Source organism: Pseudodesulfovibrio sediminis, from assembly GCF_020886695.1.
Lineage (GTDB): Bacteria > Desulfobacterota > Desulfovibrionia > Desulfovibrionales > Desulfovibrionaceae > Pseudodesulfovibrio > Pseudodesulfovibrio sediminis.
Map to the genome: position 1 here is coordinate 3713830 of NZ_AP024485.1, position 24511 is coordinate 3738340.

A 24511-nucleotide genomic window follows, 5' to 3' on the forward strand; every position below is an offset into this window, starting at 1 on the left:
TATAGTTATGGCTAAGACTCTCGGATTGCTTGGCAAGAAGCTGGGCATGACTCGCATATTCAAGGACGATGGTACTGTCTGTCCTGTGACCGTAATCGAGGCTGGTCCTTGCCCGGTCATGCAGATCAAGACCAAGGACAATGAAGGCTACAACGCCCTGCAGCTCGGCTATGATGCCATTGCTGAGCGCAAGGTGAACAAGCCCATGAAAGGCCACATGGCCAAGGCTGGCAAAGAACTCTACCGCACTCTCCGGGAATTTCCCCTTGATGCCGTTGAAGAGTATGAGCTCGGCCAGGAAATCACTGTCGACATTTTTGCCGCTGGTGATAAAGTCAAGGTGACCGGTACCTCCAAGGGTAAAGGTTTCCAGGGTGTCATGAAGCGTCACAACTTCGCTGGCTCCCGCGCCTCCCACGGTGCAGAGAAGGTTCACCGCGTTCCCGGTTCTATCGGTAACGCCACCTTCCCCGGCCGTGTCTGGAAGGGCAAGAAAATGCCCGGTCAGATGGGTAATGCACGTGTGACCTTGAGCAACGTGGAAATCGTCGATGTCAGGCCCGAGGACAATGTCCTCCTGGTCAAGGGCCAAGTGCCCGGCCCCAATAACGGCCTCGTGATGATCCGCAAGAACGGCTAAGAGGTATACGTCATGGCTAAAATCAATATTGTAGATCAGAATAATACGAAAGTGGGCGACTTTGAGTTGGCTCCTGAGGTTTTCGAGGTAGAAATCATGCCCGAGATCCTCAACCACGTTGTTCGCGCTCAGCGTGCTTCGGTACGTCAGGGCACCCACGCCACCAAGAACCGTGCTTTGAAGACCGGCGGCGGTCGCAAGCCCTGGCGCCAGAAAGGCACCGGTCGTGCTCGCGCTGGCTCCGTTCGTTCGCCTCTGTGGCGCGGCGGTGCGACCACCTTTGGTCCCCAGCCCCGCGACTACTCCTTCAAGGTAAACAAGAAGGTCCGCAAGCTGGCCCTGAGAATGGCTCTGTCCTCCCGCGCTTCCGAAGAGAAGCTCACTGTGGTCAATGCCATCAATCTCGACGAGATCAAGACCAAGGCCTTCGCCGCTATTGCTGAAAAGCTCGGCATGACCAAGACCCTGATTGTCGCCAAGAACGCTGACAAGAACCTGGAGCTGTCCGCAAGGAACATGCCCCACATCAAGGTCATCGAAGCCGACAAACTGAATGTTTACGATGTGCTGCTTTACCCTCAGCTGGTAATGCTCGAGGCCGCCGCTCAAGACGTTCAAGAGAGGTTGAAGTAATGGATTATTCGAAAGTACTGCTCCGTCCCGTCGTGTCTGAAAAGGCCAACGAGATCAAAGAGCAATCCAATCACGTCTCTTTTTACGTCCACCCCGATTCCAATAAGGTCGAGGTGAAGAAGGCTGTCGAGACTGCCTTTGACGTCAAGGTAGAGTCCGTGAATATCGTTGCTAAGAAAGCTATGCCGCGCATGAAGTTCGGCCGTGCCACTGGTGGTCGGATTTCCGGCTACAAGAAGGCATACGTCAAGCTTGCCGCAGGCGATAAAATCGAAATCTTCGAAGGAGTGTAACCATGGCAACCCGTAAGCTTAAGCCTACTTCTCCGGGGCGCCGGTTCCAGACCATTTCCGACTTTGCGGAAATCACCCGGTCCACTCCTGAGAAGTCGCTGACCAAGGGCCTGACCAAAAAGGCCGGTCGCAACAACAATGGTCGTGTCACCATGCGCCGTCGCGGCGGTGGTCACAAGACTCTGTACCGTATCGTTGATTTCAAGCGCAACAAGGTTGGCATCACTGCCAAGGTTGCCGAGATCGAATACGATCCGAACCGCAGCGCACGTATCGCTCTTCTGCATTACGCAGACGGCGAAAAGCGTTACATCCTGGCTCCTGTCGGCCTGAATCAGGGCGATACCATCCTCGCTGGCGAGGGTGCAGACATCAAGCCGGGCAACGCCATGGCGCTGTCCCAGGTTCCGACCGGTACCATCGTTCACAACATTGAACTGCAGCCCGGTAAGGGTGGTCAGTTCTGTCGTGCAGCCGGTACCTACGCACAGCTGATTGCTAAAGAGGGTAAATACGCTCTCCTGCGCATGCCTTCCGGTGAGGTCCGCAAGGTCCTGGCCACTTGTTGTGCCACTGTCGGTCAGGTTGGTAATATCCATCATGAGAACATCAAGATCGGTAAGGCCGGACGTAATCGCTGGCTTGGCCGTCGCCCGAAGGTTCGTGGTGTTGCAATGAACCCGATCGATCACCCGCTGGGTGGTGGTGAAGGTCGTAGTTCCGGTGGTCGCCATCCGGTGTCCCCGTGGGGTACCCCGGCCAAGGGTTACAAGACCCGGAACAAGAAGAAGGCTTCTTCGAAGCTCATCGTCAAACGCCGCGGCCAGAAGTAGGAGTATATACTAATGCCTAGATCTCTTAAAAAGGGCCCGTTCCTTGACGGTCACCTGATCAAGAAAATCCAAGTGGCTTCTGAAAATCAGGATCGTCGCGTGATCAAGACTTGGTCGCGCCGTTCCACGATCGTCCCTGAGATGGTCGGTATGACTTTCGCTGTCCATAATGGTCGGAAGTTCATCCCTGTGTTCGTGACTGAAAACATGGTCGGACACAAACTGGGTGAATTTTCCCCCACCCGTACCTACTTCGGCCACATCGCCGATAAAAAGAAGTAGGGTAGGAGGACATCATGGAAGCTAAAGCAGTCGCAAAGTTCATTCGCGTCTCTCCGCGCAAGACCCGTATTGTTGCTGAGAACATCAAAGGCAAGGGCGTCGAAGATGCTCTCAACATTCTCCGGTTCACTCCGAAGAAAGCCGCGAAGATTCTCAGCAAGGTTCTCTACTCCGCCGTTTCCAACGCAGAGCAGATGCCCGGAGTCGATGTCGATTCCCTGATCGTTGACACGATCATGATTAACGAAGGTCCGACCTGGAAACGCATTCAGCCGCGTGCCATGGGCCGCGCTTACCGTATTCGTAAGCGTACCAGCCACATTACCATCGTAGTGAAGGAACAGTAGTATGGGACAGAAAGTACATCCTTACGGTTTTCGTCTGGGGTATAACAAGAACTGGCTGTCCCGCTGGTACAGCAGAAAGGACTATCCTGCATTCGTCCTTCAGGACGACCAGGTTCGCAAGTTCGTTAAGAAAAAATTGTATCAAGCCGGCGTTGCACGTCTCGAAATCGAGCGTGCCGGTGGCAAGATCCGCCTGATCATCCACACCGCGCGTCCCGGTATCGTTATCGGTCGCAAGGGTGTAGAGATAGAAAAGCTGCGTGAAGAATTGCGTAGCAAGTTTCAAACTGAATTCACCATTGAGGTCAACGAGATCCGTCGACCGGAGGTTGAAGCTCAGCTCGTAGCTGAGAACATCGCCCAGCAGCTTGAACGTCGAATTGCCTTCCGCCGTGCCATGAAGCGTACGGTGGGCCTTGCCAGGAAATTCGGCGCCGAGGGTATCAAAGTTGCGTGTGCAGGTCGGCTTGCCGGCGCTGAAATCGCACGTGGCGAGTGGTACCGTGATGGTCGTGTGCCTTTGCACACTCTCCGTGCCGACATTGATTACGGTTTTGCCGAAGCAGCTACTACTTACGGCGTAATCGGAGTCAAGGTCTGGATCTTCAAGGGTGAGATTCTGGACAAAGAGGTAGAACAGTAATGCTTGCTCCAAAACGAGTAAAATTCAGAAAGCGGCAGAAAGGCCGCCTCAGAGGCAAGGCCCAACGGGGTAACAGCGTGTCCTTCGGCGATATCGGCCTGAAGGCACTGGAGCACGGAAAGATCACAAGCCAGCAGATTGAGTCCGCTCGTGTCGCCATCATGCGACACATCAAGCGCGGCGGTAAGGTCTGGATTCGCATCTTCCCTGATTTCCCCGTCACCTCCAAGCCCGCGGAAGTCCGCATGGGTAAGGGTAAAGGCGCACCCGACGGTTGGGTTGCACCGGTGAAACCGGGTCGTATCATGTACGAAGTAAAAGGCGTCGACATCGAGCTCGCCAAGGAAGCCCTGAAACGTGCTTCCTACAAGCTCCCGATCAAGACTGCTATCGTTGTGAAGGAGGGTATATAACATGCTTACTTCCAAGGAACTTCGTGAACTGGATGACGCCAAGCTGAACGAAAAGCTGACGGAAACCCGACACGAGCTGTTTTCCATGCGTTTCAAGCATGCCACAGCTCAGCTCGAGACCACCACAGCTCTCAGCGGCGCCAAAAAGACCATCGCCCGTATCCTGACTATTCAGCGGGAACGACAGGGAGCGTAGAGAAATGGCTGAGTTTAAATACCAAGGCAACAAGCGTGTGCTCACCGGCCTGGTGATCTCCGACAAGGCTGACAAGACAATTGTCGTCCGCGTCGAGACCCTGGTGAAGCATCCGCTGCTGAAGAAGTACATTCGCCGTCGCAAAAAATTCATGGCCCATGATCCGGCTAATGATTGCGGTGTTGGCGATAAGGTGCAGATCGTCGAATCGAGGCCCCTGAGCCGCCGCAAGCGGTGGCATCTGGTACAGATCCTCGAAAAGGCCGTCTAGGGTTAGGAGGAAACATGATACAAGTTGAATCCAATCTTGACGTTGCTGACAACTCTGGAGCCAAGAAGGTCCAGTGCATCAAGGTGCTTGGTGGTTCCAAGCGTCGTTATGCAGGCGTCGGCGATATTATTGTAGTGTCCGTCAAAGAAGCCATGCCCCATTCCAAAGTGAAGAAGGGCTCGGTTATGAAGGCGGTTGTCGTTCGCACCAAGAAGGGCTTCGGTCGTCCCGATGGCTCTTACATAAAGTTCGACAACAATTCCGCTGTGCTGCTCGGCACCGGTGGCGATCCCGTAGGTACCCGTATTTTCGGACCTGTGGCTCGCGAACTCCGTGCAGCCGGTTTCATGAAGATCATATCCCTCGCTCCCGAGGTCCTGTAAGGATTTGATGATGAAGACTAAAATTCGTAAAGACGACAAGGTCATGGTCATCGCCGGGAAAGACAAGGGTAAGATCGGCAAGGTGTTGAAGATTCTCAAGAAGCAGGACAAAGTTCTGGTTGAGAAAGTCAACATGGTTCAGCGCCACACCAAGGCGAACCCCTATGCCCAACAACCCGGCGGAATTATCGAGAAGGAAGCCCCTATCCATGTATCCAATGTGGCTATTGTATGCGACGCATGCACCAAGCCCACGCGGGTAGGGTACAAGAAGACTGAAGATGGAAAGAAGGTCCGCTTCTGCAAGAAGTGCAACGAGACCTTCAAATAGGAATCAGTATGACACGTCTCGAACAAGTATATAATGAAAAGGTCGTCCCCGAGCTCCTCAAGGAGTACGGTTATTCCTCTTCCATGGAGATCCCGAAATTGACGAAGATCTCCCTGAACATCGGCCTCGGTGAAGCTAGCCAGAACAGCAAGCTCATCGAACCCGCTGTTAAGGAATTGACCGCCATCGCTGGCCAGAAGGCCGTTGTCACCCTGGCAAAGAAATCCATCGCGCAGTTTAAATTGCGTGAAGGTATGCCGGTCGGTACTCGCGTAACACTGCGCGGCGATGCAATGTGGGACTTTTATGACAAGCTCGTGAGCTTTGCTCTGCCCCGTGTCCGCGACTTCCGCGGCATTCCCGATCGCGGTTTTGACGGTCGTGGTAACTTCACAATGGGTATCAAGGAACACACCATCTTCCCTGAGCTTGACATCGATAGGGTTGAGTTAGTGAAGGGTATGAACGTGACTGTGTGCACATCTGCCAAGACTGACAAGGAAAGCAAGACTCTGCTTGATCTCCTTGGCATGCCCTTTAAAAAGTAGGAGGACGGAAAGTGGCCAAAACAAGCTTACGTGTTAAGGCACGCCGCAAACCCAAGTTCAAGGTTCGCGCCTACAATCGTTGTCCGATTTGTGGCCGTCCTCGGGCTTTTCTGAGGCGCTACGGCATTTGCCGTATTTGCTTCCGCAACAAGGCTCTCGCTGGGGAACTTCCTGGCGTCCGCAAGGCGAGCTGGTAATTAAGGAGAAATGAAATGGCTGTTGTTGATCCTGTAGCCGACATGTTGACCCGCATCCGGAATGCGTATGGCGCTTATCATACTGATGTCGCCGTACCCACTTCCAAGATGAAATCATCCATTGCGGGTATTCTGAAGGAAGAAGGTTATATCACCGACTACGCTGTCGAGGACAGGGGCATCAGTATTAAGCTCAAGTACGCCGCAGGCAAACCGCTCATTACTGGCTTGAAAAAAGTCAGTAAGCCCGGTCGCCGTGTGTATGTTGGTGCATCTGATATCCCCCGTGTCCAGAACGGCATCGGTATTTGTATCGTGTCCACCTCAAAGGGACTGCTCGAGGGCGCCAAGGCCAAAGAGGCCAATGTTGGCGGCGAGCTGCTCTGCGAAATCTGGTAAAGAGGTTCCATAATGTCTCGTATAGGAAAGAATCCCATCGACATCCCTTCGGGTGTTGAGGTGTCTGTTGGAGCCTCCGAGATCCAGGTTAAGGGCCCTAAGGGGACCTTGAAGACTCCGGTCGATCCGACCGTTGAGTATAAGATCGAGGATGGCAAGGTATATGTCTCTCGCGTTGATGATTCCCGCAATGCGCGTGGTCAGCATGGTCTTCGTAGGACCCTGCTTGCCAACTGCGTTGACGGTGTGACCAAGGGCTTCGAGAAGACCCTGGAAGTCATCGGCGTTGGATATAAAGTATCGGTGCAAGGTAAGAAAGTTGTTCTGGCCGTTGGGTTTTCCCATCCGGTCGAGTTCGACCTGCCTGCCGGTCTCGAAGCCAAGGCGGAAGGCATCAAGCTGACCATCTCCGGCATCGATAAGCAGCTTGTCGGTGAAGTAGCGGCTCAGATCCGCCGCGTACGTCCGCCGGAACCCTACAAGGGTAAGGGCATCAAGTACATCGACGAATATATCCGCCGCAAGGCTGGTAAATCCGGCGCTAAGTAGGGGTATAAGTCATGAGCAAAAGCAAGAATGCACAGAGGCTTCGTCGCAAGCCTCGCATCAGAAAGAAAATATCCGGTACCGAGGCACGGCCTCGCCTGGTCGTCTTCCGTTCCAATCAGCATATCTATGCTCAGTTGGTGGACGACGTGAATGGCGTGACCTTGGCATCCACCAGCACTCAGGTGCTGAACAAGGATGGCGAGTCTCTGAAGGCCAACAAGGATTCCGCTGCCAAGGTCGGCAAGGCTATCGCCGAAGTCGCCCAGGCAAAGAAAATCGAAACTGTTGTCTTCGACCGGAATGGTTACATCTATCACGGCAAGGTCAAAGCTCTTGCCGACGGCGCCCGCGAAGCCGGGCTTAAATTCTAGGTAGCTAGGAAAGAAAAATGGAACAGAATGAAAGTGGATTGATTGAAAAAATCGTCTACCTCAATCGAGTCGCCAAGGTTGTCAAGGGTGGCCGCCGTTTCAGCTTCAGCTGCCTGGTGGTCGTCGGTGATGGTGAAGGTGGAGTCGGATATGGACTGGGAAAGGCCAACGAAGTGCCTGAAGCCATTCGCAAGGCGTCTGAACGCGCCAAGAAGAGCATGATCAATGTTCCTCTGCTGGACGGCACCCTTCCGTATGAGGTTCTGGGACGCTATGGTGCAGGCCGCGTTGTTTTGAAGCCTGCAAGCCGTGGTACCGGTATCATCGCCGGTGGTCCCGTTCGTGCGATCATGGAAGCCGTTGGCGTCCATGACATCCTGACCAAGGCTATTGGCACCAATAATCCGCACAACGTGCTGCGTGCCACTATTGCCGGTCTCGAGTCGCTTCGGAGCGCCGAGGAAGTTTCCGCCCTGCGCGGAGTCCCGGTTTCTACTCCGAGAAAGTAAAGGAGATCGCCGTGATAAAAGTTAAACAGATCAAAAGTAAGATTGCGTGCAAGCCTGATCAGGTTAAAACCCTGGAAGCTTTGGGCCTGCGCAGAATCAATCATGTCAAAGAGCACGATGACAATCCTGTTATCCGCGGCATGATCTATAAGGTCAGGCACCTGGTGGAGGTAGTAGAATAATGAGACTGCATGAACTCTACGCCTTCCCGGAAGAGTACAAGAATCGCAAGCGCATTGGTCGCGGCTCCGGCTCCGGCTGGGGTAAAACCTCTGCCAAGGGTCACAAGGGTCAGAACTCCCGCTCCGGCGGTGGTGTTCGTCCCGGTTTTGAAGGCGGCCAGATGCCTCTGGCTCGTCGTCTGCCCAAGCGCGGATTCAAGAATCCCTTCCGTGAAGAGTACGAAGCTGTGAACGTTGGTCGTTTGCTGGCCATGTTCGAAGGCAAGGAAGAGATCACCCTTAAGGACATGTATGACCGTGGCGTTGTTAAAAATGGCGCTCCCGTCAAAGTCCTTGGTACTGGTGATGTCGCAACGGCTGTGACCATTGAAGCTCATCGCTTCAGCGCGTCTGCTGCCGATAAAATTGCCAAGGCCGGCGGCACTGCCAAGGCCATTGAAGCCTAACTCTATTGGTTCGGAAGGGTACTTAGACGATGTCAGGAGTTGATAACATTGCCCGGTTGCCTGAGCTGCGTAACAAGCTGCTCTGGACGTTCGCACTGCTCGCTGTCTACCGGATGGGCATTCACATCCCTATTCCCGGCGTCGATAGTGCTGCGCTGTCCGAGTTTTTCGCACAGGCGCAAAACACCCTCTTCGGGATATTCGACATGTTCTCAGGTGGTGGACTCAGCAAGATGTCCATCTTTGCCCTGGGGATCATGCCGTACATCTCGGCCTCGATCATCTTGCAGCTTCTGACTGTTGTCAGCCCGGAGCTCAAGCGTCTTCAGAAAGAAGAAGGCGAGGCTGGACGAAAGAAAATAACCCAGTATACCAGATACGGGACCGTACTCATTACCATCGTGCAGGGCTTTGCCATTGCCACCGGTCTTGAGTCCATGAGTTCACCCACGGGTGCACCCATGGTCCTGTTCTCCGGTATCGGGTTCAAATTGATGACTATATTGACCCTGACCGCCGGAACCGTGTTCCTGATGTGGTTGGGGGAACAAATGACTGAAAAGGGAATCGGAAACGGTATCTCCCTGATTATCTACGCCGGTATCATCGCGGGCCTTCCGTCCGCGCTGATCAAGACCGTGCAGTTGATGACTCTGGGTGAAATCTCTCTGTTTATCCTGATCTTCCTCCTGGTTGTGATGGCTGCTACGTTGGCCTTCATCGTCTTTATGGAGCGTGGTCAGCGCAGGATTCCGATTCACTATGCCAAGCGTCAGCATGGTCGGAGAATGATGGGTGGGCAGACTACGCACCTGCCCTTGAAGATTAACACCGCTGGTGTTATCCCTCCCATCTTCGCCTCATCCATACTGATGTTCCCTGCGACACTCGCACAGTTTTCGAACAACGAGTTTCTCAAGGATTTCTCCAGTTTCCTGAGCCCTGATTCCATTGTGTACAATCTTTTGTTCATCGGAATCATCATCTTCTTCTGCTATTTCTATACGGCGATCATGTTTGATCCCAAGGGAATAGCAGAGAACATCCAGAAGCAGGGCGGCTTCATACCGGGCATTCGTCCGGGTAACCGCACTCGTGAGCACATCGATAAAGTGCTGGCCCGCATTACTCTGTGGGGAGCCTTGTATGTGTCTGCGGTGTGTGTGCTGCCAATGGTTCTGATTAGTAAATTCAGTGTCCCGTTTTATTTCGGTGGTACTTCTTTGCTGATCGTGGTCGGCGTGGCCATGGATTTCATGGGCCAGATCGAATCCTATCTGATTTCGCGTCAGTATGAAGGTTTGATGGGGAAAGGTAATAAACTGAAGGGCAGGCGTTAACCTTGAAAAAATTCAGGGGAGTCTTCCTTAAGAACGACAAAGAGATTGGCCTCATGCGTGAGGCCAATCGTATTGTTTCCCGGATTCTCGATGAGCTCGGTGAAAACGTCAAACCAGGCGTTTCCACCATGCACTTCGAGGAGATTTGCAGAGCCAGGTGCAAAGAGTACGATGTACGTCCGGCATTCCTTGGGTACCAGGGTTTTCCCTTTGCGCTTTGTTGTTCTGTCAATGAAGAAATAGTGCACGGCTTTCCTTCCGAAGAGCGAATTATTACGGAAGGAGACATTGTCAGTTTTGATATGGGCGTCGTGTATAATGGTTTTTTTGGTGACTCCGCACGTACTTTTGGTGTAGGGCAAGTTGCTGAAGAGACGCAGAAACTCATGGATGTAACTCGTGAGTCTCTGTATAAAGGTATCGAACAAGCCATACCTGGAAACAACCTGTATGACATCTCCGCGGCAATCCAGTCATATGTCGAAGGGTTTGGCTTTGGAATAGTTCGTCGTTTTGTAGGACACGGGATCGGCAGTCATCTTCATGAAAAGCCAGAGATCCCCAACTTCGTCCCCAAGGGCATGACCGGCATTCCTCTAAAGGCCGGGATGGTGCTTGCCATTGAGCCGATGGTCACGGTTGGGACCCACGAAGTTGATGTTCTTGAGGATAATTGGACAGCAGTAACCAAGGACAGGAAACTGTCTGCTCATTTTGAGCATACCATTGCTGTTACCTCCGGCGGACCAAGGATATTGAGTTTGTCTGATTGATCCCATGGAGATGGGAAATTTAGACTTGCTCTTTACAGGAAAACGCTGTATCAGATACAGCTTCGTTTAAAAGGCCACCCCTGAAAGGGGGCGTTGGCATTATTGTTATTTAGACATTGGAGAATGGTCATGAAAGTCAGACCTTCTGTTAAAAAAATGTGTTCAAAGTGCAAAGTAATCAGGCGCAATGGTGTGCTCCGGGTCATCTGTGAGAACCCCCGCCACAAGCAGCGTCAAGGATAGAGGGAAATAACTATGGCACGTATTGCTGGTGTTGATCTGCCGAAGAATAAGCGCATGGATATTGCGCTGACGTACATTTACGGCATCGGCCGGACCATGGCCCTGAAGATTCTCGCTGATACTAAGGTAGACCTGAACACCAACAGTGACAACCTCACTGCTGATGAAGTTTCTGCCATCCGTACCGAGATTGAAAATAATTACAAAGTTGAGGGTGATCTCCGCCGTGAGATTTCCACCAACATTAAACGCCTGATGGACATTGGTTGCTACCGTGGCCTGCGCCATCGTCGCGGTCTGCCCGTTCGCGGTCAGAAATCCAAGACCAACGCCCGTACCCGTAAGGGTCCCCGCCGTTCCGTCATGGGCCGTAAGAAGAAATAAGTTCGTTTACGCGAATATCGTTTAGGTGCACGTCTGCACCTGGACGTTTTATAAGACTTTTATTCAACGGAGATAAAGGCAATGGCTAAACCCCGTCGATCTGGGAAGAAAAAAGAAAAGAAGAACATTCCCGTCGGTATTGCCCATGTGAAAGCCACGTTCAATAACACGATCGTGACTTTTACCGATGTTAAAGGCAATGTCGTCAGTTGGGCTTCCGCTGGTGCTCATTTTAAGGGCTCCCGCAAGTCTACTCCTTTCGCGGCACAGATGGCTGCTGAATCCGCCGCCAAGCGCGCTCAGGATTCCGGCATGCGTACAGTCGGCATTTACGTCAAGGGCCCTGGCTCCGGACGTGAGGCCGCCATGCGCGCCATCAACAACGCTGGTTTCAAGGTGACCTTCATTCGGGATATCACACCGATTCCCCACAATGGTTGCCGTCCGCCGAAACGCCGCAGGGTCTAATTAAGGAGAATTATCGTGGCAAGATATACACAAGCTAAATGCAAGCTGTGTCGTCGTGAGGGCGAAAAGCTCTTCCTCAAAGGCGACCGTTGCTACACTGATAAGTGCGCTTACGAAAAGCGTCCGTACCCCCCGGGACATTCCGGCCGCATGCGTCACAAGATGAGCGATTACGCCATCCAGTTGCGTGAAAAGCAGAAAGTTCGCCGTATGTACGGCGTGCTCGAAGGCCAGTTCCGTATGTACTACCATCGTGCCGACGGCATGAAGGGCGTCACCGGTCACAACCTGTTGATGCTCCTCGAACGTCGTCTCGACAACGTGATTTACCGCCTTGGCTTTGCCAACTCTCGCAACCAGGCTCGTCAGTTGGTGCTTCATGGCATCTTCAAGCTCAATGGCCGCCGTGTGAACATTCCGTCCATGCAGGTTAAAGCTGAAGACGTCATTGAGGTCCGCGAGGAAGCCCGTAAGATCCCTGTGATCAACGAGGCCCAGGAAGTCATCGCTCGTCGCGGTTGTCCCGAATGGCTGGAAAGCGACGGTGCCAACTTCAAGGGCACGGTTAAGGCCATGCCGAGCCGGGACGATATCCAGTTCCCGATCAACGAGCAGCTTATTGTCGAATTGTACTCCAAGTAAATAGGGGACTTCATGCTTATTGAGAACGGCGACAAACTCATCAACACCCGAAATTGGAGCGAACTGGTCAAGCCCGAGAAACTCGTGCGCGATCCCAAGTCCTCCGAAATGTACGGTAAATTCATCTGCGAACCTTTGGAACGCGGCTTTGCCACTACCATTGGCAATGCCATGCGCCGGGTTCTTCTTTCCTCCATGCAGGGGTGTGCCATCGTGTCCGCCACCATTGAGGGAGTGCAGCATGAGTTTACCACCGTACCGGGCGTGCTTGAGGACATGACCGAGGTCGTGTTGAACCTGAAGCAGGTTCGCATGGCAATGACCACGGACGAGCCTCAGCGCTTGGTCCTTGAAGCCAACAAGAAAGGCCAGGTCACCGCTGGCATGATCCAGGAAAATCAGAACGTCACCGTTCTGAACAAGGATCAGCTGATTGCCACACTGACTGAACCTCGCTCCATGAAGATGGAGTTGGAAGTTCGCATGGGCAAGGGCTATGTTCCTGCCGACATGCACGAAGGACTGACCGACGAAATCGGCTCCATGGTCCTCGACGCCAGCTACTCCCCCGTTAAGAAAGTCGCATACTCCGTCGAACAGGCGCGTGTGGGACAGATGACAAACTACGACAAGCTCATCCTCGAAGTGTGGACAGACGGTTCCGTCTCTCCCGAGGATGCCTGTGCATACAGCGCCAAGATCCTGAAAGATCAGCTTTCGGTGTTCATCAATTTCGATGAGCTTTCTTCCGAGACCGCAGAGGAAAAGGAAGATGCCATTGATTTGAACCCCAACCTCTTCAAGTCCATTGATGAACTCGAACTTTCCGTTCGTGCCACCAACTGCTTGAAGGCCGCCAACATCCAGTTGGTTGGTGAGCTGGTTCAGCGCACCGAACAGGCCATGCTCAAGACCAAGAACTTTGGTCGCAAGTCCCTTGACGAAATTCGTCGGGTCTTGGATGCCATGTCCCTCAAGTTCGGTATGACCGTTGAGGATTTTGACAAGAAATACCAGGAATGGTTGAAGAGGAAAGAGAAAAATGAGGCATAGAAAGTCAGGTCGCAAACTGAATCGGACCAATACTCACCGTGCCGCCATGTTCAAGAACATGGCCCGCGCGCTCATGACTTACGAGCAGATTCGCACCACTGAACCCAAGGCAAAAGAACTGCGTCGTATCATCGACAAGCTCATCACCTTGGCTCTGCGCAATGATCTCCATGCACGCCGTCAGGCTTACAAGGTCCTTGGCAGCCATCAGATGGTTCAGCGTCTCTTCGATGAAATCGGTCCTCGCTTTGAGGGCGGCACTGGCGGGTACACCCGCATTATCAAGCTGTCCCAGCCGCGTAAGGGCGATTGTGCACCCATGGTCATCATTGAGCTGACCAAGCTTGCAGCCGAAGCGCCTGCTGAAGAAGCACCTAAGTCTGAAGAAGCATAATTATTAAGAGGGCAGGCCATATGCTTGCCCTCTTTTTTCCTTGTTATTATTGAGATTATCAATGGGAGTAATAGGATGGATTTGAGAAAGCTGGAAGCATTTTGCAAGGTGTATGAGTTGCAGAGCTTTTCCAAAGCTGGTGACATGATGTTTCTTTCTCAGCCGACTATTAGTTCACATGTGGCGAATCTGGAAGAAGAGCTCGGCGTCAAGCTCTTTGATCGACTCGGTCGGTCAGTTATGCCTACTCAGGCCGGAAACGTCCTTTATGGCCGTGCCATGGTCATATTCGAGAATCTGAACAGCGCCAAAGCTTCCATCGAGGAACTCCGAGACCGTGTTGTCGGGGATCTTCAGATAGGGTGTTCCACGATTCCTTCCCACAGCATCTTGCCCCGCCTCGTTTCCGAGTTTTCTGTTAGCTACCCGGAAGTGAGTTTTACCGTCCATACTGGTGATACTTCAGAAGTCGTGAAACGGGTACTCAACGGTGACTGGCCGGTGGGCATAGTTGGTCTTGATCCGGAAGATAGTGACTTACAGAGCTATCTTATTGCAGAGGATGAAACCATGGTGGTGGCTTCGCCTTCCGCTCCATGGTTGATGGATACCGACCAGGAGCTGGCCCTTGAAGCAGTGTTGGCGTTACCGTGGATCATGCGGGAGAGAGGATCGGCGACTCGCATGGCTCTTGAAAGCGCATTGGTCAAAACCGGCAGTTCCTCTCGTTCTCTCAAGGTGCGGTGTCAGGTTGAAGGCACTTGTGAAAGCCTTTCTCACGCGCTCAATGGTGTGGGTGTGTGTTTTATATCAAGACTTGTTGCAGATGACTATCTTGAGCGTGGCAAGCTCGTGCAACTGAAAGTGCCCGAACTCGAAGGGCGCAGAAAATTCTATCTTATCCACCATCGTGGGCGCTATATGTTCCCTGCACTCAAAGCGTTTGTCGAGTTCAACAAATAGTCGTTGATCAAGGTATAAAGATGAGTTCAGGGATGCGCTCTATGAGTCCGCTTTCCTTGAGGTGCCGGTAAAATACGAGCATGCCTTCTTTTTCTTCAGGCCCGAGATCGTAGACAAGTCCTTTGAAATAGGAACTCATTTCCTCGTCAGTCATGCAGCTTTTCTCTGCGGCCATAGAGCAGATTTGAGCCATGTTGGCTGTTCCCCACTCTTTGCCCTTAATCAATTTCTTTGCGGCATCCATCAGCTTTTCTTTGTGCTCTTCCCAGCTCTTGCGTTGTACCAGCCAGACGCCGAATATAAAGGGCAGTCCTGTCAGTTCTCTCCAGGCTTCTCCTAGGTCTATCCTGTGAGGGTATTCCGGGTGATACCGTAGATTGAGCGCTTCGTCACCAATGGCCAGGATCGCATCCGGTCGATCGCCGTTTTGCAGCGCGAAGGATGCGCTGCCGATACTGTAATCGGTCGTGATGTTCCAGTGTTGGGATTGCAGGACGGATAACAGCGCTGCAGAGGTGTGTGTTTGAGAACTGACCAGAATGGTTTTTCCCTCAAGCTCTTCCACGGGAAAGCGGCTCAGCAGCAGAACACTTTGTACGGGTCCCCGGCTACCGATGGCGATGTCTGGGACAAGATAGTATTTTTCTGCATGTCGGGCGTATTCGATGGATGATGCTGCAGAAATATCCAGTTTGCCTTCATCCATCAGTATATTCAATTTGGAAGGCGGTCCGGAAACCACTTCGAAATCGTTTTCGATTATTCCGGATTCAAGCGGGTGATATATGGGCAGGACATTGAGGTATCCGATTCTGCCAAGACGTATAGCCATTAGTCGTTCTCCAGCAGCGTGTAATCCATGGTGCGTTGTCTGGGCACGAAACCGGCCGCGTGTACCAGCCGGTGTATTTCTTCGCGGGTGAGCCTGAAAGCGACACCAGCGGCTTTGACCACGTTCTCTTCAATCATGGTAGACCCAAAATCATTGCCGCCGAAATAGAGGGCGAGTTGGGCGATTTTCGGCCCCATGGTGACCCAGGAAACCTGGATATTGTCCACATTGTCCAGCACCAGTCGAGATACGGCAAGGGTGCGGAGATATTCCACGCTTGTTAGTTTGCGGCAATGCGGCAGCTGCGTGTAGTCCGGTTGGAATGTCCATGGAATAAACGCCGTGAACCCACCGGTGCGATCCTGTGTGTTGCGTACGGAAAAGAGATGCTCCAGTCGTTGGGCGGGTGTCTCTGCGTGGCCAAACATCATTGTGGCGGTCGTGCGCAGCCCCAAGTGGTGGGCTTCTTCCATGACGCCAAGCCATTGACCGGCAGGACATTTATTAGGGGCTACAGCGGAACGGACCTCGTCCACCAGGATTTCCGCACCACCACCAGGGATGGAGTCCAATCCGGCCTTGTGCAGCCGCTCGATAACTTCTGCGGTAGGAATGCCTTCCTTTTCGCTCCAGAAAACGATCTCGGGCGGAGAGAACGCGTGGATGTGGACCGTGTAGTTCTGCTTGATGTAGCGGAGCATATCCTCATACCAGGAGAGCGGTAGGTCCGGGTGGTGTCCGCCCTGCATGAGGATTTGTGTTCCGCCAAGATCAAGCGTTTCCTGAATTTTTTGGCCTATTTCTTCATAGGTCAGTACGTAGCCGCCTTCTTCGTCCAGCCCCTTGTAGAACGCGCAGAATTTGCAGCAGCAAACACAGATATTGGAATAGTTGATGTTCCGATCCACGACATAGGTCACGTTTGGGTCAGGATGCTTTGCCAATCTGACCTGGTGTGCGAGGTGACCCAGATCATGGAAATCTGCTTTGGTGTAAAGCTCCATCGCCTCATCGAAATCAATGCGGCCACCGTCAAGAATCTTTTGGGAAATGATGTTGATTGCCATGATTATACCTCGTTGAAGAAGCCGTCGCGTTCAACGGGGGTGCATCCGCACCCTGTGATCATTTCTTCAAGCTCGATGCGCGTCATGCCTTGTTCAGAGGTGGCTCCGGCTTCATGCCCGATCTTTTCTTCAACGACCGTGCCGTCAAAATCGTCCGCGCCGAACTTGAGGGCGGCCTGTGCCTGCTTCACACCGAGCATGACCCAGTACGCCTTGATGTGCGGGATGTTGTCGAGCATGAGGCGGGAAATGGCGATGGTGCGCAATTCTTCCAGTCCGGTAAGGGGATTCTCGATGCTCAATTGGCTGTTTTCGGTCAGGAAGGGGAGGGGGATGAAGCAGGTGTAGCCGCCGCCACGGTCCTGGGATTCACGCAGGCGGACTAGATGATCGACACGGTCTTCCATGGTCTCTATATGGCCGAAGAGCATGGTGCAGTTGGTCTTCATATCCAGCGCGTGGGCTTCTTCGTGTACCGCCAGCCATTCTTCGGCTGTTGACTTGCGCGGGCAGAGTTGCTCGCGAATGGATTGATTGAAAATTTCGGCTCCGCCGCCGGGGAGCATGTCCAGTCCTGCCGTCTTGAGGCGGGAGAGTACATCCTTTGTTGTCGTTTTTTCCAGTCGTGCGAAATGGGCGATCTCGACCGCAGTGAAGCATTTGAGAATGACGTCCGGATAGCGTTCCTTTATAGCGGACAGGATGTCCTCGAAGTAGGCGAGGGGGAGCTTGGGATGACAGCCGCCAACGATGTGCACTTCACGGGGTGTCAGAGCGGCTCCGTCGAGCTTGACCATGACGTCTTCCTTTGACAACACGAAACCGCCGTCCTGGCCTTCTTCGCGCTGATAGGCGCAGAAGACACATCCGTTGATGCAGATATTGGTGTAATTGACGTGCTGGTTGACCACATAAAACGCCTTGTCCCCGTGCAAGCGGATACGCATCTGATGCGCCAGTGCGCCTACGGCCAAAGGTTCGGGACATTCGAACAGGCGCAGGCCATCCTCGAAGGAGAGTCGCTCGCCGTTTTCTACTTTGGCCCGAACGCCACCAAGGCCCATATTCTTGAAGTAATCGCTTTTGAAAATTTGCATATATGTCTCCCTGTTACGGGGTATACCCGGCGAGCTTGCGCTTTGTGGCGGGTTTCGCTAATTCAGCAAGTGGTCACCATGTATATGGGGGGTTGTACACCCTGTCAACACGGTGTGGAAAACAACCTGCCAAGTGAGTAAAAATGTCTCGAACAACGACTCTCGGATATTCCCCCTGCCCCAATGATACGTATATATTTCATGCCCTGGCCACAGGGCTTGTCCAATGGCCCGGTGAGCTGCATGTCACGCTTGTGGACGTGGAAGAACTGAACGGGAAGGCTTCACGTGGAGAGCTTGATGTGGTGAAGGTCTCCGTGGCTGCCGCAGCCGACATCCTTGATGAGTATGTCCTGCTCCGGGCTGGCGGTGCCATGGGCTTTGGCGTGGGGCCGATTCTGGTGGCAGGAAAGGAGTGTGCCCTGGCCGATCTTGACGGCGCAACAGTGGCCATTCCTGGGCGCAAAACCACGGCAAATCTGCTTTTCGGGCTGGCCTGCCGCGAAGCCGGAATTTCGGTCAAGCTGAAAGAGATGGTTTTTGACGAGATCATGCAGGCTGTGGAGGCGGGAGAAGTGGCCGCAGGTGTGCTTATTCATGAGGGGCGCTTTACCTATCAGGAGCAGGGATTGTTTCGTGTGCTTGATCTGGGCGCCTGGTGGGAAGAGCATACCGGCCAGCCCATTCCACTCGGGGCCATTGCCATCAAGCGCGCTCTGGGAGAGGATACAGCCCGGGCCATGAACGAGGCCATTCGGGCGAGTCTGACGATTGCACGGGATAATCCGACCATAGGTGCGGGGTATATCAAGGAACACGCGCAGGAGATGGATGATGACGTCATCAAGACGCACATCAAGACCTTTGTCACGGATTACAGCATGGACGTGGGCGAGGGCGGGATGGCTGCCGTGAAGCGCCTGCTGTCCGAAGCCGGCTGTACCCGGAATGATATTTTCATTGCCCTTTAAGCGGTCACTTTCTTCTTTGAGGATTTCTCCTGGCTGACGTAGACGCCGATGATGACCAGAATGCTCGCGGCGTACTGAATCCAGTTGAGGCGCTCGTTGAGCAGTAGCCAGCCCAATGCCAGTGTGATGACCGGAATGAGGTTGATGAAGGATGAGGCCTGTCCTGTCGGAATCTTGGACATGCCGTAGTTGTAGAGCCCGTATGCCAGGATGGTTACGAAGACCCCCAGATAGAGAATCGTGGCGATGCCCGTCAAATCAAAGGAAGTAGGAAGGGTGGTTGAGGGCAGGAAGAGCAGCGGGAAAAAGAATATGGCTCCCACAAAAGCCTGAATCATTGTCAGGAACCAGGAGCTGTAGCGGGGCATGAGTCTTTTCATGGCGATCATGTATCCGCAGGCACAGATCATGGCCATGAATTCCAGAAAATTACCGAGCAGCGGATTGGACGCTGTTTCCGTTGATTCTGCCGCAACAGACAGTATTATTGCGCCGGCTATTGCCAGAGAGAAGCCTGTTACGGTGCGGCGGGTCAGCTGCTCCTTCAAAATGAAACGGGCGGCCACGGCGACCATGAGCGGGAGCAGGGCGCAGATCATGCCAGCCTGCGAAGCGTCTGTCTTGGTCAGCGCCAGTGCTTCAAAAACAAAATAGAATCCTGGTTCGCAGATTCCCATGAACAGCAGCAGCTTCCAGTCCCCAGGACGGTAATCAATATTCTTGAACCGTTTGAAGACCAGCAGAAAACATACTGATGCCACGAACATGCGACCAAAGATGACCACCATGGGGTCAAATCTCTGGAAGGCGAATTTCAGGGCGATGAAAGAACTCGCCCAGAGTGTGACCGCAGCCCAGAGGGCGATAAATGCCCTTGTCTTATCTTGCTCAACTTCCACTGATTACACCTCATAGTAATTCAGGCATTGGATAGCATTCTTCATACTGGTTGGGAACGGGGGTGATCATCATATCTTTGGATGATCTCCATCAGAAGAGTAAGGGGAGAAAAGAGAAAAGGGCGCTGTGATATACAGCGCCCTTTTCCTTATATGCTAAAAAAACTCTTGCTTAGTGGGGGCAGACGGCGAGGACATTGACAGGTTTGAAACCGTTGTCCGGATCTTCTGCATAGCGGCAACCCAGGTGGGAATCTTCACGCTTATGTATGATATCATCTTCGGAACCGAGATAATGGGCGCAGTTGTTGTTATTGCAGATCAGGATGACATTCCAGCCGGTTTCCGGCGGAGCGAGCCATGCGCCCATGATTTTGCCGCAGTGCGGACATTCTCTGTCAGGCAATTCAGTAACAATGCCAGCGTATTCATGAATAACCATTGATATCTCCTTGGGTACGGAGGCTCAGCCCCCGAGTGTGTTCAGTGTCATGAAAGATAATTCCGCATTGGCCCACGTCAAGGGGCCGCGTGATTATTTTTCAGGTGCCGGGGGCAGGTTGCGAAGGAATTTGAAAAGGGTGCGCGAATCCTTGGCTGGTTTCCCCTTGGCTTTGGCCCTGCGTACACTCAGGGTAAGCTGACGCAGTCGTTGCCCTTCTTCCGGGTACTGGTCGAACAGTTCCTGCAACAAGTCGTCGTCGCCGTCCACCAGTCTGTCTCGCAGGGCTTCAAGGCGATGGAATTCAGCGGTATTGATGGAGTGTCCCGCTTCAGCTGCTTCAACTATTTCACGTACATGTCCAGTGTTAAAGGTACGCATGAGCTTGCCTACATATTGCAGGTGTCTGCGCTTGGCTTCGTGTTTGGAGATGGTCTTGATGCGGAGAAGAGCTTCCTCCACTTCGGGCGGCAGGCCGGCTTCCTTGACCACGGTATCGCCAAGAGCGGCGAGAGCCAGTCCGAGTTTTTGCAACTCGGCGCTGTCCTTTTTCATTCTGGTACGACTTGGACGGTCATCGACCTCGTCGAATTCTTCGGGGCGGTAATTGCGTTTCTTCTTGCTCATTATTTGTTCAGCTGTGCTGCTGACAGGTCGTTTTCAAGGTCAGTGTAAATTGTCTGGACACCCGTTGTCATGGCTTCAATGAGAGCCTGCGGATTCGGAGTGTCAAAGCCGATGCGCTGGGTGTATGTGTTGGAGAAAACAATGACATTGTTTGCCGTGGATTCGTCCACGACAAAAAATTGCATCTCCACGATTGCGGCTGGTGTGTTGCCGGTATAGTCGCCATAGAGCGAGTTGACAACCCCTTCCAGGGTCAGTCCGGGGACCACCATGCTCCCCGGCTCGATGATGTGCGAGAACAGCCCTGATTCATTGAGCCATTTTTTCAGTTCGGTGGTGAGCATATTGCTCGGGGGCACGAAGAACATGCTGTAGAAATCCGATTCGATACGCCCCTGGGGTTGGCGGTAGATCAACTCACGGGTGTTATAGAGGTCCGAGATCGACAGACGTCTGACCTTGAGCACAAAGTCGTAGCTCTGGGGGGCGGGGGCGGCAGTACGTACAGGGGTGATCTGGTAATACTTCTTGTCCAGAGGCTTGCCGCCCAGCTTGACGCAGGCGGTGGTCACCAGAGACACGGCCAGTAAGAGGAGAAGGATATGGTGGCGTTTCATTGTGATAAACTCCGTTTATTTCTCTTCAGCTTTTGGCGGTTTCGGGGGCGCGCCGAAAAGCATGCCTGAGGGGTAGCGTTTGGCATCTCCAGACAGCTCCTTGACGTTTTGCATGACCTGACGGGTGTCTTCAAGGATAGAGCGGATATTCGCTTCTTCTGATGCAGCAAGTCCGTTCAACCTATTGACAAGATTGTGTATTTTTGCAACAGCGGCCGTCATGTTGCCTGACGCCTCGGAGATGTTCTCCAAGGTGGGGGCGATCTCGTTCATGGCAGCGTCCATACGGGGGTCGGACAGGGTCTTGCTCAGCACTGCGGAGGCCTGTCTGAAGCTTTCGAGCGCCTTCCTCGCTTCGGCGGCCGCTGCGATGAGGTCGTCGGCGGAATCCGTTGTGATCCGATTGATCGATGTTATTGCCCCGGCTGTTTCCGGTATGATGCGGGCCGTGGCCGGATCAGCCAGCAGCGTGTCCATGCGTTTCAACACGGAGTGGGTTTCATCCAGAATGTCCAGCATCCGGTCGCCCGCACGTTGACCGCCCTCGGTCTGCATGATGTCGTTGAGTGTGCCCACGATTGATTTGACGTCGGCGATGATGGACTCAATGTCTTCCTGTTTCAGGCTGCCGATGGTCTTACTGATCTTTGCAATGGCGCCTTCCACGCGGCTCATGGTGCTGGCAGTGGACGGAACATAGGTATATTCGGGTTTCCATGTAATGGACAGCGGTTTGCTGCTTGCGGGGTCTTCATACACGATATTCAGAAAGAGCTGGCCGGTCAGCCCCAGGGAAGTGGGACGGACCCGAAGGCCGCGGGTCACCTGACTGTGCAGGTTCTTTCTGAATTCCTTTTCAGGGATATCGTCAAAGAGGTCCGGGTTGATGTCACATTTGACATAGACGTAGCGGGCCTCACCGCCTTGCGCTTCCTCATATTCGTTGGACACGAAATTGATCACCGACACACGGCCGATATTGACTCCCCGGAGTTTGACGGGTGACCCCACAGCCAGACCGTTGATGGATTCGTCAAAGTAGGTTTCCAGGCCGTAGGTGGTTTCAAAGTATCGTCCGGCGCCCAGAATGATGATCACAGCAATGAGCATGCTGGCACCGACGATGATGAAGACACCTAATTTGAAATAGTCGTTTTTTCGTATCATCCGTATCCTCAGTTTCCTTTGGAGTCCTGATCGGTCATAGGGATTTTCAGTGACGGTTGACGGTGGAAGAAGCGTTTGACAAACAGGTTTTCCGAAGTATCCCGGAGGTGTTTTGGATCACCTTCCGCCACAATGGATTTAACGTCTTTGTCGAGCATGATAACCCGGTCTGCCGTTTTGTAAATGGATTCCAGTTCATGGGTGACGATGACGAAGGTAATGCCCAGATTTCGTGACAGTTCAAGTATGAGTTCGTCAAGTTCGGCACTGGAAATGGGATCAAGACCGGCTCCCGGTTCGTCCAGAAACAGGATGCCCGGATCAAGGGCCATGGCACGGGCAATGGCGGCCCTTTTTTTCATGCCGCCCGATAATGCCGCCGGCATCTGGTAGGCCGCGGCTTCAAGATTGACCATGGCGAGTTTTGATTTGGCCACGATCTCCATGGCCTCACGGGGGAGGGAGGTGAACTCCTCAAGGGGGAGCAGAATGTTTTGTAGCAGTGACATGGAGCCGAAAAGCGCCCCCATCTGATACATGACGCCAAACTTGCGAATGATGGCGTTTCGTTCATCTCCGGTCGCTGACGTCAGCTCGTCGTCACCATACCAGACTTCACCGGCCATGGGGTGGATGAGGCCGATCATGTTTTTCAGCAGGGTGGATTTGCCGCAGCCCGATCCGCCCAGAATGATGAAGACCTCGCCTTTCTTGATATCGAAACTGACATTGTCCACGATGACGTTGTCATCGTACCCGCAGGTAAGGTTGCGGACGCTGATAACGGTTTTCGGCGTGTTCATGATCTTCACCTATATTCCCAGATAGTAGAAGGCCATGGCGAATAGGCCGTCCGCAAAGGCGATGAGGATGATGCCGGAAACAACCGCGCTGGTGGTGGACAGGCCCACGGCGCTGGCTCCGGTCCGGGTCTGCATGCCGCGCAGGCAGCCCACTCCGGCCACGAGAAAACTGAACACGAGAGCCTTTGCCATTCCTCCCCAGAAATCGCTGAAGCTGAGATAGGCAAAGACGCGGGAGGTGAATGTCACCAGCGGGTATCCCAGCGAGAGCATGACCACGGCACCACCCACCAATGATGCCAGGTTGAAGAACATGGTCATCATGGGAATGACCATCATGGTTGACAGGAGCTTGGGCACGACCAGAAATTTCATGGGCGAAAGGCCCATTGTGGTCAGCGCGTCCAGCTCTTCATTGATTTTCATGGTGCCGATTTCTGCGGCAAAAGCCGAACCGGACCGGGCAGCCAGCAGAATGGAGGTCACCAGCGGGCCCATTTCCCGGAACATGACCAGTCCGAGCATGTTGGGCACGAATATTTCGCCGCCGAAACGTTGCAGGCTGATGGCAGACTGAAATGACATGATGAGTCCCATCAGAAAGCCGATGAGAATAATGATGAACAGGGAATCTACACCAACGTTGAGACAGGAAAGAACTACGTCCTTCCAGCGGACCTGTCCCGGTCGGAGAAGCGCCTGAACCAGGAGGGCAGAGGATTCGCCCACAAAGGTGATCATTTCGCGGAGGCCCCACCACAGCTCTCCCGTGGCTTTGCCTATGGCGACAGCGATGCCTCGGCGTTCTTTCTTTTTGTGACTCCAGGAGGGCAGCTCCTTGTCCCAGGTCAGGTTGACGAGTTTCTGATCTTCGTCCCTGAGGTTGTGCAGTGTCAGCTCGCTGCCGGATTGAAGGGCCAGCTGTTTGAGCTTGTGGAGCAGGGCAACACCGGCACCATCAATATACGTAATGGCTGACAGGTCGGCTGCTATGGAACGGACACTGTTCGGCCGCAATGCGTGAACTGCCTTTTCCCAGACGGCAGAGGTGCCCTGGGCATCCAGGCGACCGGCAAAGGCCATGACGAGTCCGCCATCCGTATTCGAGATGGTGACAGCGGTTTTTGATTGTTGGTCAGGTTGTCCAGTCATGCGATTGTGCCGGTTCCCATTGGAAGTCAAAATGCGTTTTATTCGTAATAATATCTGAGGATTTGAGAAATGGAAAGGTTGATATTCTCATTTGGCATTTGATCGGCTGAG

General features: G+C 53.3%; 40 protein-coding genes. 30 read left to right on the forward strand and 10 right to left on the reverse strand.

Annotated elements, in window-relative coordinates:
• Positions 1 to 7 precede the first annotated feature (7 nt).
• From rplC to SRBAKS_RS17645, 29 genes are all read left to right on the forward strand, one after another.
• Positions 8 to 640, forward strand: coding sequence for a 50S ribosomal protein L3 (gene rplC / locus SRBAKS_RS17505; protein WP_229592199.1), 633 nt, complete (start codon positions 8 to 10; stop codon positions 638 to 640).
• A 12-nt stretch (positions 641 to 652) separates the two neighbouring features.
• The gene (rplD, locus tag SRBAKS_RS17510) at positions 653 to 1273 is read left to right on the forward strand and encodes a 50S ribosomal protein L4 (RefSeq protein ID WP_229592201.1); all 621 of its coding nucleotides are present in this window, start codon (positions 653 to 655) and stop codon (positions 1271 to 1273) included.
• On the forward strand, positions 1273 to 1566 hold the full coding sequence (rplW, locus tag SRBAKS_RS17515; RefSeq protein ID WP_229592203.1) for a 50S ribosomal protein L23: 294 nt from the start codon (positions 1273 to 1275) through the stop codon (positions 1564 to 1566). The genes rplD and rplW overlap by 1 nt, the downstream gene beginning before the upstream one ends.
• Before the next feature lie 2 nt (positions 1567 to 1568).
• On the forward strand, positions 1569 to 2399 hold the full coding sequence (gene rplB, locus SRBAKS_RS17520) for a 50S ribosomal protein L2 (protein WP_229592205.1): 831 nt from the start codon (positions 1569 to 1571) through the stop codon (positions 2397 to 2399).
• A 12-nt stretch (positions 2400 to 2411) separates the two neighbouring features.
• Positions 2412 to 2681 carry a 30S ribosomal protein S19 gene (gene rpsS / locus SRBAKS_RS17525; protein ID WP_229592207.1) on the forward strand — a complete coding sequence of 90 codons (270 nt, stop codon included), beginning with the start codon at positions 2412 to 2414 and terminating at the stop codon, positions 2679 to 2681.
• 14 nt (positions 2682 to 2695) lie between these two features.
• Positions 2696 to 3028: a 50S ribosomal protein L22 gene (rplV, locus tag SRBAKS_RS17530; protein WP_229592209.1), complete on the forward strand. Its 333-nt coding sequence runs from the start codon at positions 2696 to 2698 to the stop codon at positions 3026 to 3028.
• A 1-nt stretch (position 3029) separates the two neighbouring features.
• The gene (gene rpsC / locus SRBAKS_RS17535; RefSeq protein ID WP_229592211.1) at positions 3030 to 3671 is read left to right on the forward strand and encodes a 30S ribosomal protein S3; all 642 of its coding nucleotides are present in this window, start codon (positions 3030 to 3032) and stop codon (positions 3669 to 3671) included.
• The gene (gene rplP, locus SRBAKS_RS17540; RefSeq protein WP_229592213.1) at positions 3671 to 4084 is read left to right on the forward strand and encodes a 50S ribosomal protein L16; all 414 of its coding nucleotides are present in this window, start codon (positions 3671 to 3673) and stop codon (positions 4082 to 4084) included. The genes rpsC and rplP overlap by 1 nt, the downstream gene beginning before the upstream one ends.
• A 1-nt stretch (position 4085) precedes the next feature.
• Positions 4086 to 4280, forward strand: a complete 195-nt coding sequence (gene rpmC, locus SRBAKS_RS17545) for a 50S ribosomal protein L29 (protein ID WP_229592215.1) — start codon at positions 4086 to 4088, stop codon at positions 4278 to 4280.
• 4 nt (positions 4281 to 4284) lie between these two features.
• Complete coding sequence (rpsQ, locus tag SRBAKS_RS17550) at positions 4285 to 4551, forward strand: 30S ribosomal protein S17 (RefSeq protein ID WP_229592217.1); 267 nt, start codon at positions 4285 to 4287, stop codon at positions 4549 to 4551.
• 14 nt (positions 4552 to 4565) lie between these two features.
• Positions 4566 to 4934: a 50S ribosomal protein L14 gene (gene rplN, locus SRBAKS_RS17555; protein ID WP_229592219.1), complete on the forward strand. Its 369-nt coding sequence runs from the start codon at positions 4566 to 4568 to the stop codon at positions 4932 to 4934.
• A 7-nt stretch (positions 4935 to 4941) separates the two neighbouring features.
• A complete protein-coding gene (gene rplX, locus SRBAKS_RS17560; RefSeq protein ID WP_163808123.1) occupies positions 4942 to 5265 on the forward strand; it encodes a 50S ribosomal protein L24 in 324 nt (107 codons plus the stop codon).
• Between the two features lie 8 nt (positions 5266 to 5273).
• On the forward strand, positions 5274 to 5813 hold the full coding sequence (rplE, locus tag SRBAKS_RS17565) for a 50S ribosomal protein L5 (RefSeq protein ID WP_229592221.1): 540 nt from the start codon (positions 5274 to 5276) through the stop codon (positions 5811 to 5813).
• Positions 5814 to 5824: 11 nt separating this feature from the next.
• Positions 5825 to 6010: a type Z 30S ribosomal protein S14 gene (locus tag SRBAKS_RS17570; protein WP_229592223.1), complete on the forward strand. Its 186-nt coding sequence runs from the start codon at positions 5825 to 5827 to the stop codon at positions 6008 to 6010.
• 15 nt (positions 6011 to 6025) lie between these two features.
• Positions 6026 to 6409, forward strand: a complete 384-nt coding sequence (gene rpsH, locus SRBAKS_RS17575; RefSeq protein WP_229592225.1) for a 30S ribosomal protein S8 — start codon at positions 6026 to 6028, stop codon at positions 6407 to 6409.
• A 12-nt stretch (positions 6410 to 6421) separates the two neighbouring features.
• Positions 6422 to 6958 (forward strand): 50S ribosomal protein L6, encoded by a 537-nt coding sequence (rplF, locus tag SRBAKS_RS17580; protein WP_229592227.1) that lies wholly within the window; start codon positions 6422 to 6424, stop codon positions 6956 to 6958.
• Positions 6959 to 6969: 11 nt separating this feature from the next.
• Entirely contained in the window at positions 6970 to 7329 is a 360-nt protein-coding gene (rplR, locus tag SRBAKS_RS17585; protein WP_229592229.1) for a 50S ribosomal protein L18, read from the forward strand.
• Positions 7330 to 7346: 17 nt separating this feature from the next.
• Entirely contained in the window at positions 7347 to 7838 is a 492-nt protein-coding gene (gene rpsE / locus SRBAKS_RS17590) for a 30S ribosomal protein S5 (protein WP_229592231.1), read from the forward strand.
• Positions 7839 to 7849: 11 nt separating this feature from the next.
• Positions 7850 to 8020: a 50S ribosomal protein L30 gene (gene rpmD, locus SRBAKS_RS17595; RefSeq protein ID WP_229592233.1), complete on the forward strand. Its 171-nt coding sequence runs from the start codon at positions 7850 to 7852 to the stop codon at positions 8018 to 8020.
• Positions 8020 to 8466, forward strand: a complete 447-nt coding sequence (gene rplO / locus SRBAKS_RS17600) for a 50S ribosomal protein L15 (RefSeq protein ID WP_229592235.1) — start codon at positions 8020 to 8022, stop codon at positions 8464 to 8466. Before rpmD ends, rplO begins: the two co-directional genes overlap by 1 nt.
• A gap of 29 nt (positions 8467 to 8495) precedes the next feature.
• Positions 8496 to 9806 (forward strand): preprotein translocase subunit SecY, encoded by a 1311-nt coding sequence (secY, locus tag SRBAKS_RS17605; RefSeq protein ID WP_229592237.1) that lies wholly within the window; start codon positions 8496 to 8498, stop codon positions 9804 to 9806.
• Between the two features lie 2 nt (positions 9807 to 9808).
• Positions 9809 to 10579 (forward strand): type I methionyl aminopeptidase, encoded by a 771-nt coding sequence (map, locus tag SRBAKS_RS17610; protein ID WP_229592239.1) that lies wholly within the window; start codon positions 9809 to 9811, stop codon positions 10577 to 10579.
• A 129-nt stretch (positions 10580 to 10708) separates the two neighbouring features.
• Positions 10709 to 10822 carry a 50S ribosomal protein L36 gene (rpmJ, locus tag SRBAKS_RS17615; protein ID WP_014324049.1) on the forward strand — a complete coding sequence of 38 codons (114 nt, stop codon included), beginning with the start codon at positions 10709 to 10711 and terminating at the stop codon, positions 10820 to 10822.
• Positions 10823 to 10834: 12 nt separating this feature from the next.
• On the forward strand, positions 10835 to 11206 hold the full coding sequence (gene rpsM / locus SRBAKS_RS17620; protein WP_229592241.1) for a 30S ribosomal protein S13: 372 nt from the start codon (positions 10835 to 10837) through the stop codon (positions 11204 to 11206).
• A gap of 81 nt (positions 11207 to 11287) precedes the next feature.
• The gene (gene rpsK / locus SRBAKS_RS17625) at positions 11288 to 11674 is read left to right on the forward strand and encodes a 30S ribosomal protein S11 (protein ID WP_229592243.1); all 387 of its coding nucleotides are present in this window, start codon (positions 11288 to 11290) and stop codon (positions 11672 to 11674) included.
• 15 nt (positions 11675 to 11689) lie between these two features.
• Positions 11690 to 12316 (forward strand): 30S ribosomal protein S4, encoded by a 627-nt coding sequence (gene rpsD / locus SRBAKS_RS17630; RefSeq protein WP_229592246.1) that lies wholly within the window; start codon positions 11690 to 11692, stop codon positions 12314 to 12316.
• 12 nt (positions 12317 to 12328) lie between these two features.
• Entirely contained in the window at positions 12329 to 13369 is a 1041-nt protein-coding gene (locus tag SRBAKS_RS17635) for a DNA-directed RNA polymerase subunit alpha (RefSeq protein ID WP_229592248.1), read from the forward strand.
• Positions 13359 to 13763: a 50S ribosomal protein L17 gene (gene rplQ, locus SRBAKS_RS17640; RefSeq protein WP_229592250.1), complete on the forward strand. Its 405-nt coding sequence runs from the start codon at positions 13359 to 13361 to the stop codon at positions 13761 to 13763. The genes SRBAKS_RS17635 and rplQ overlap by 11 nt, the downstream gene beginning before the upstream one ends.
• Positions 13764 to 13838: 75 nt before the next feature.
• A complete protein-coding gene (locus SRBAKS_RS17645; protein ID WP_229592252.1) occupies positions 13839 to 14726 on the forward strand; it encodes a selenium metabolism-associated LysR family transcriptional regulator in 888 nt (295 codons plus the stop codon).
• Positions 14727 to 14733: 7 nt separating this feature from the next.
• Here the strand turns inward: SRBAKS_RS17645 and SRBAKS_RS17650 are convergent, their stop codons facing one another.
• From SRBAKS_RS17650 to mqnE, 3 genes are read right to left on the reverse strand one after another with little or no spacing between them, the layout of a single operon-like run.
• Positions 14734 to 15558 (reverse strand): menaquinone biosynthetic enzyme MqnA/MqnD family protein, encoded by an 825-nt coding sequence (locus SRBAKS_RS17650; RefSeq protein WP_229592254.1) that lies wholly within the window; start codon positions 15556 to 15558, stop codon positions 14734 to 14736.
• Positions 15558 to 16625 (reverse strand): cyclic dehypoxanthinyl futalosine synthase, encoded by a 1068-nt coding sequence (gene mqnC, locus SRBAKS_RS17655; protein WP_229592256.1) that lies wholly within the window; start codon positions 16623 to 16625, stop codon positions 15558 to 15560. The genes SRBAKS_RS17650 and mqnC overlap by 1 nt, the downstream gene beginning before the upstream one ends.
• 2 nt (positions 16626 to 16627) lie before the next feature.
• The gene (gene mqnE / locus SRBAKS_RS17660) at positions 16628 to 17722 is read right to left on the reverse strand and encodes an aminofutalosine synthase MqnE (RefSeq protein WP_229592258.1); all 1095 of its coding nucleotides are present in this window, start codon (positions 17720 to 17722) and stop codon (positions 16628 to 16630) included.
• A 143-nt stretch (positions 17723 to 17865) separates the two neighbouring features.
• On the opposite strand from mqnE, the gene SRBAKS_RS17665 reads away from it, so the two are divergent.
• Positions 17866 to 18693, forward strand: a complete 828-nt coding sequence (locus tag SRBAKS_RS17665) for a 1,4-dihydroxy-6-naphtoate synthase (protein WP_229592260.1) — start codon at positions 17866 to 17868, stop codon at positions 18691 to 18693.
• On the opposite strand, the gene SRBAKS_RS17670 is transcribed toward SRBAKS_RS17665, so the two are convergent.
• The 7 genes from SRBAKS_RS17670 to SRBAKS_RS17700 all read right to left on the reverse strand — a co-directional run bounded on the left by SRBAKS_RS17670 (position 18690) and on the right by SRBAKS_RS17700 (position 24400).
• Entirely contained in the window at positions 18690 to 19592 is a 903-nt protein-coding gene (locus SRBAKS_RS17670; protein ID WP_229592262.1) for a DMT family transporter, read from the reverse strand. The genes SRBAKS_RS17665 and SRBAKS_RS17670 overlap by 4 nt on opposite strands.
• Positions 19593 to 19764: 172 nt before the next feature.
• A complete protein-coding gene (locus tag SRBAKS_RS17675; protein ID WP_229592264.1) occupies positions 19765 to 20034 on the reverse strand; it encodes a hypothetical protein in 270 nt (89 codons plus the stop codon).
• A 93-nt stretch (positions 20035 to 20127) separates the two neighbouring features.
• The gene (yjgA, locus tag SRBAKS_RS17680) at positions 20128 to 20661 is read right to left on the reverse strand and encodes a ribosome biogenesis factor YjgA (RefSeq protein WP_229592266.1); all 534 of its coding nucleotides are present in this window, start codon (positions 20659 to 20661) and stop codon (positions 20128 to 20130) included.
• Positions 20661 to 21278, reverse strand: a complete 618-nt coding sequence (locus SRBAKS_RS17685; RefSeq protein ID WP_229592268.1) for an ABC-type transport auxiliary lipoprotein family protein — start codon at positions 21276 to 21278, stop codon at positions 20661 to 20663. The genes yjgA and SRBAKS_RS17685 overlap by 1 nt, the downstream gene beginning before the upstream one ends.
• A gap of 15 nt (positions 21279 to 21293) precedes the next feature.
• Entirely contained in the window at positions 21294 to 22445 is a 1152-nt protein-coding gene (locus SRBAKS_RS17690; protein WP_229592270.1) for an MlaD family protein, read from the reverse strand.
• A gap of 8 nt (positions 22446 to 22453) precedes the next feature.
• The gene (locus SRBAKS_RS17695; protein WP_229592272.1) at positions 22454 to 23248 is read right to left on the reverse strand and encodes an ABC transporter ATP-binding protein; all 795 of its coding nucleotides are present in this window, start codon (positions 23246 to 23248) and stop codon (positions 22454 to 22456) included.
• Positions 23249 to 23257: 9 nt separating this feature from the next.
• Entirely contained in the window at positions 23258 to 24400 is a 1143-nt protein-coding gene (locus tag SRBAKS_RS17700) for an ABC transporter permease (protein ID WP_229592274.1), read from the reverse strand.
• Between the last annotated feature and the right edge of the window lie 111 nt (positions 24401 to 24511).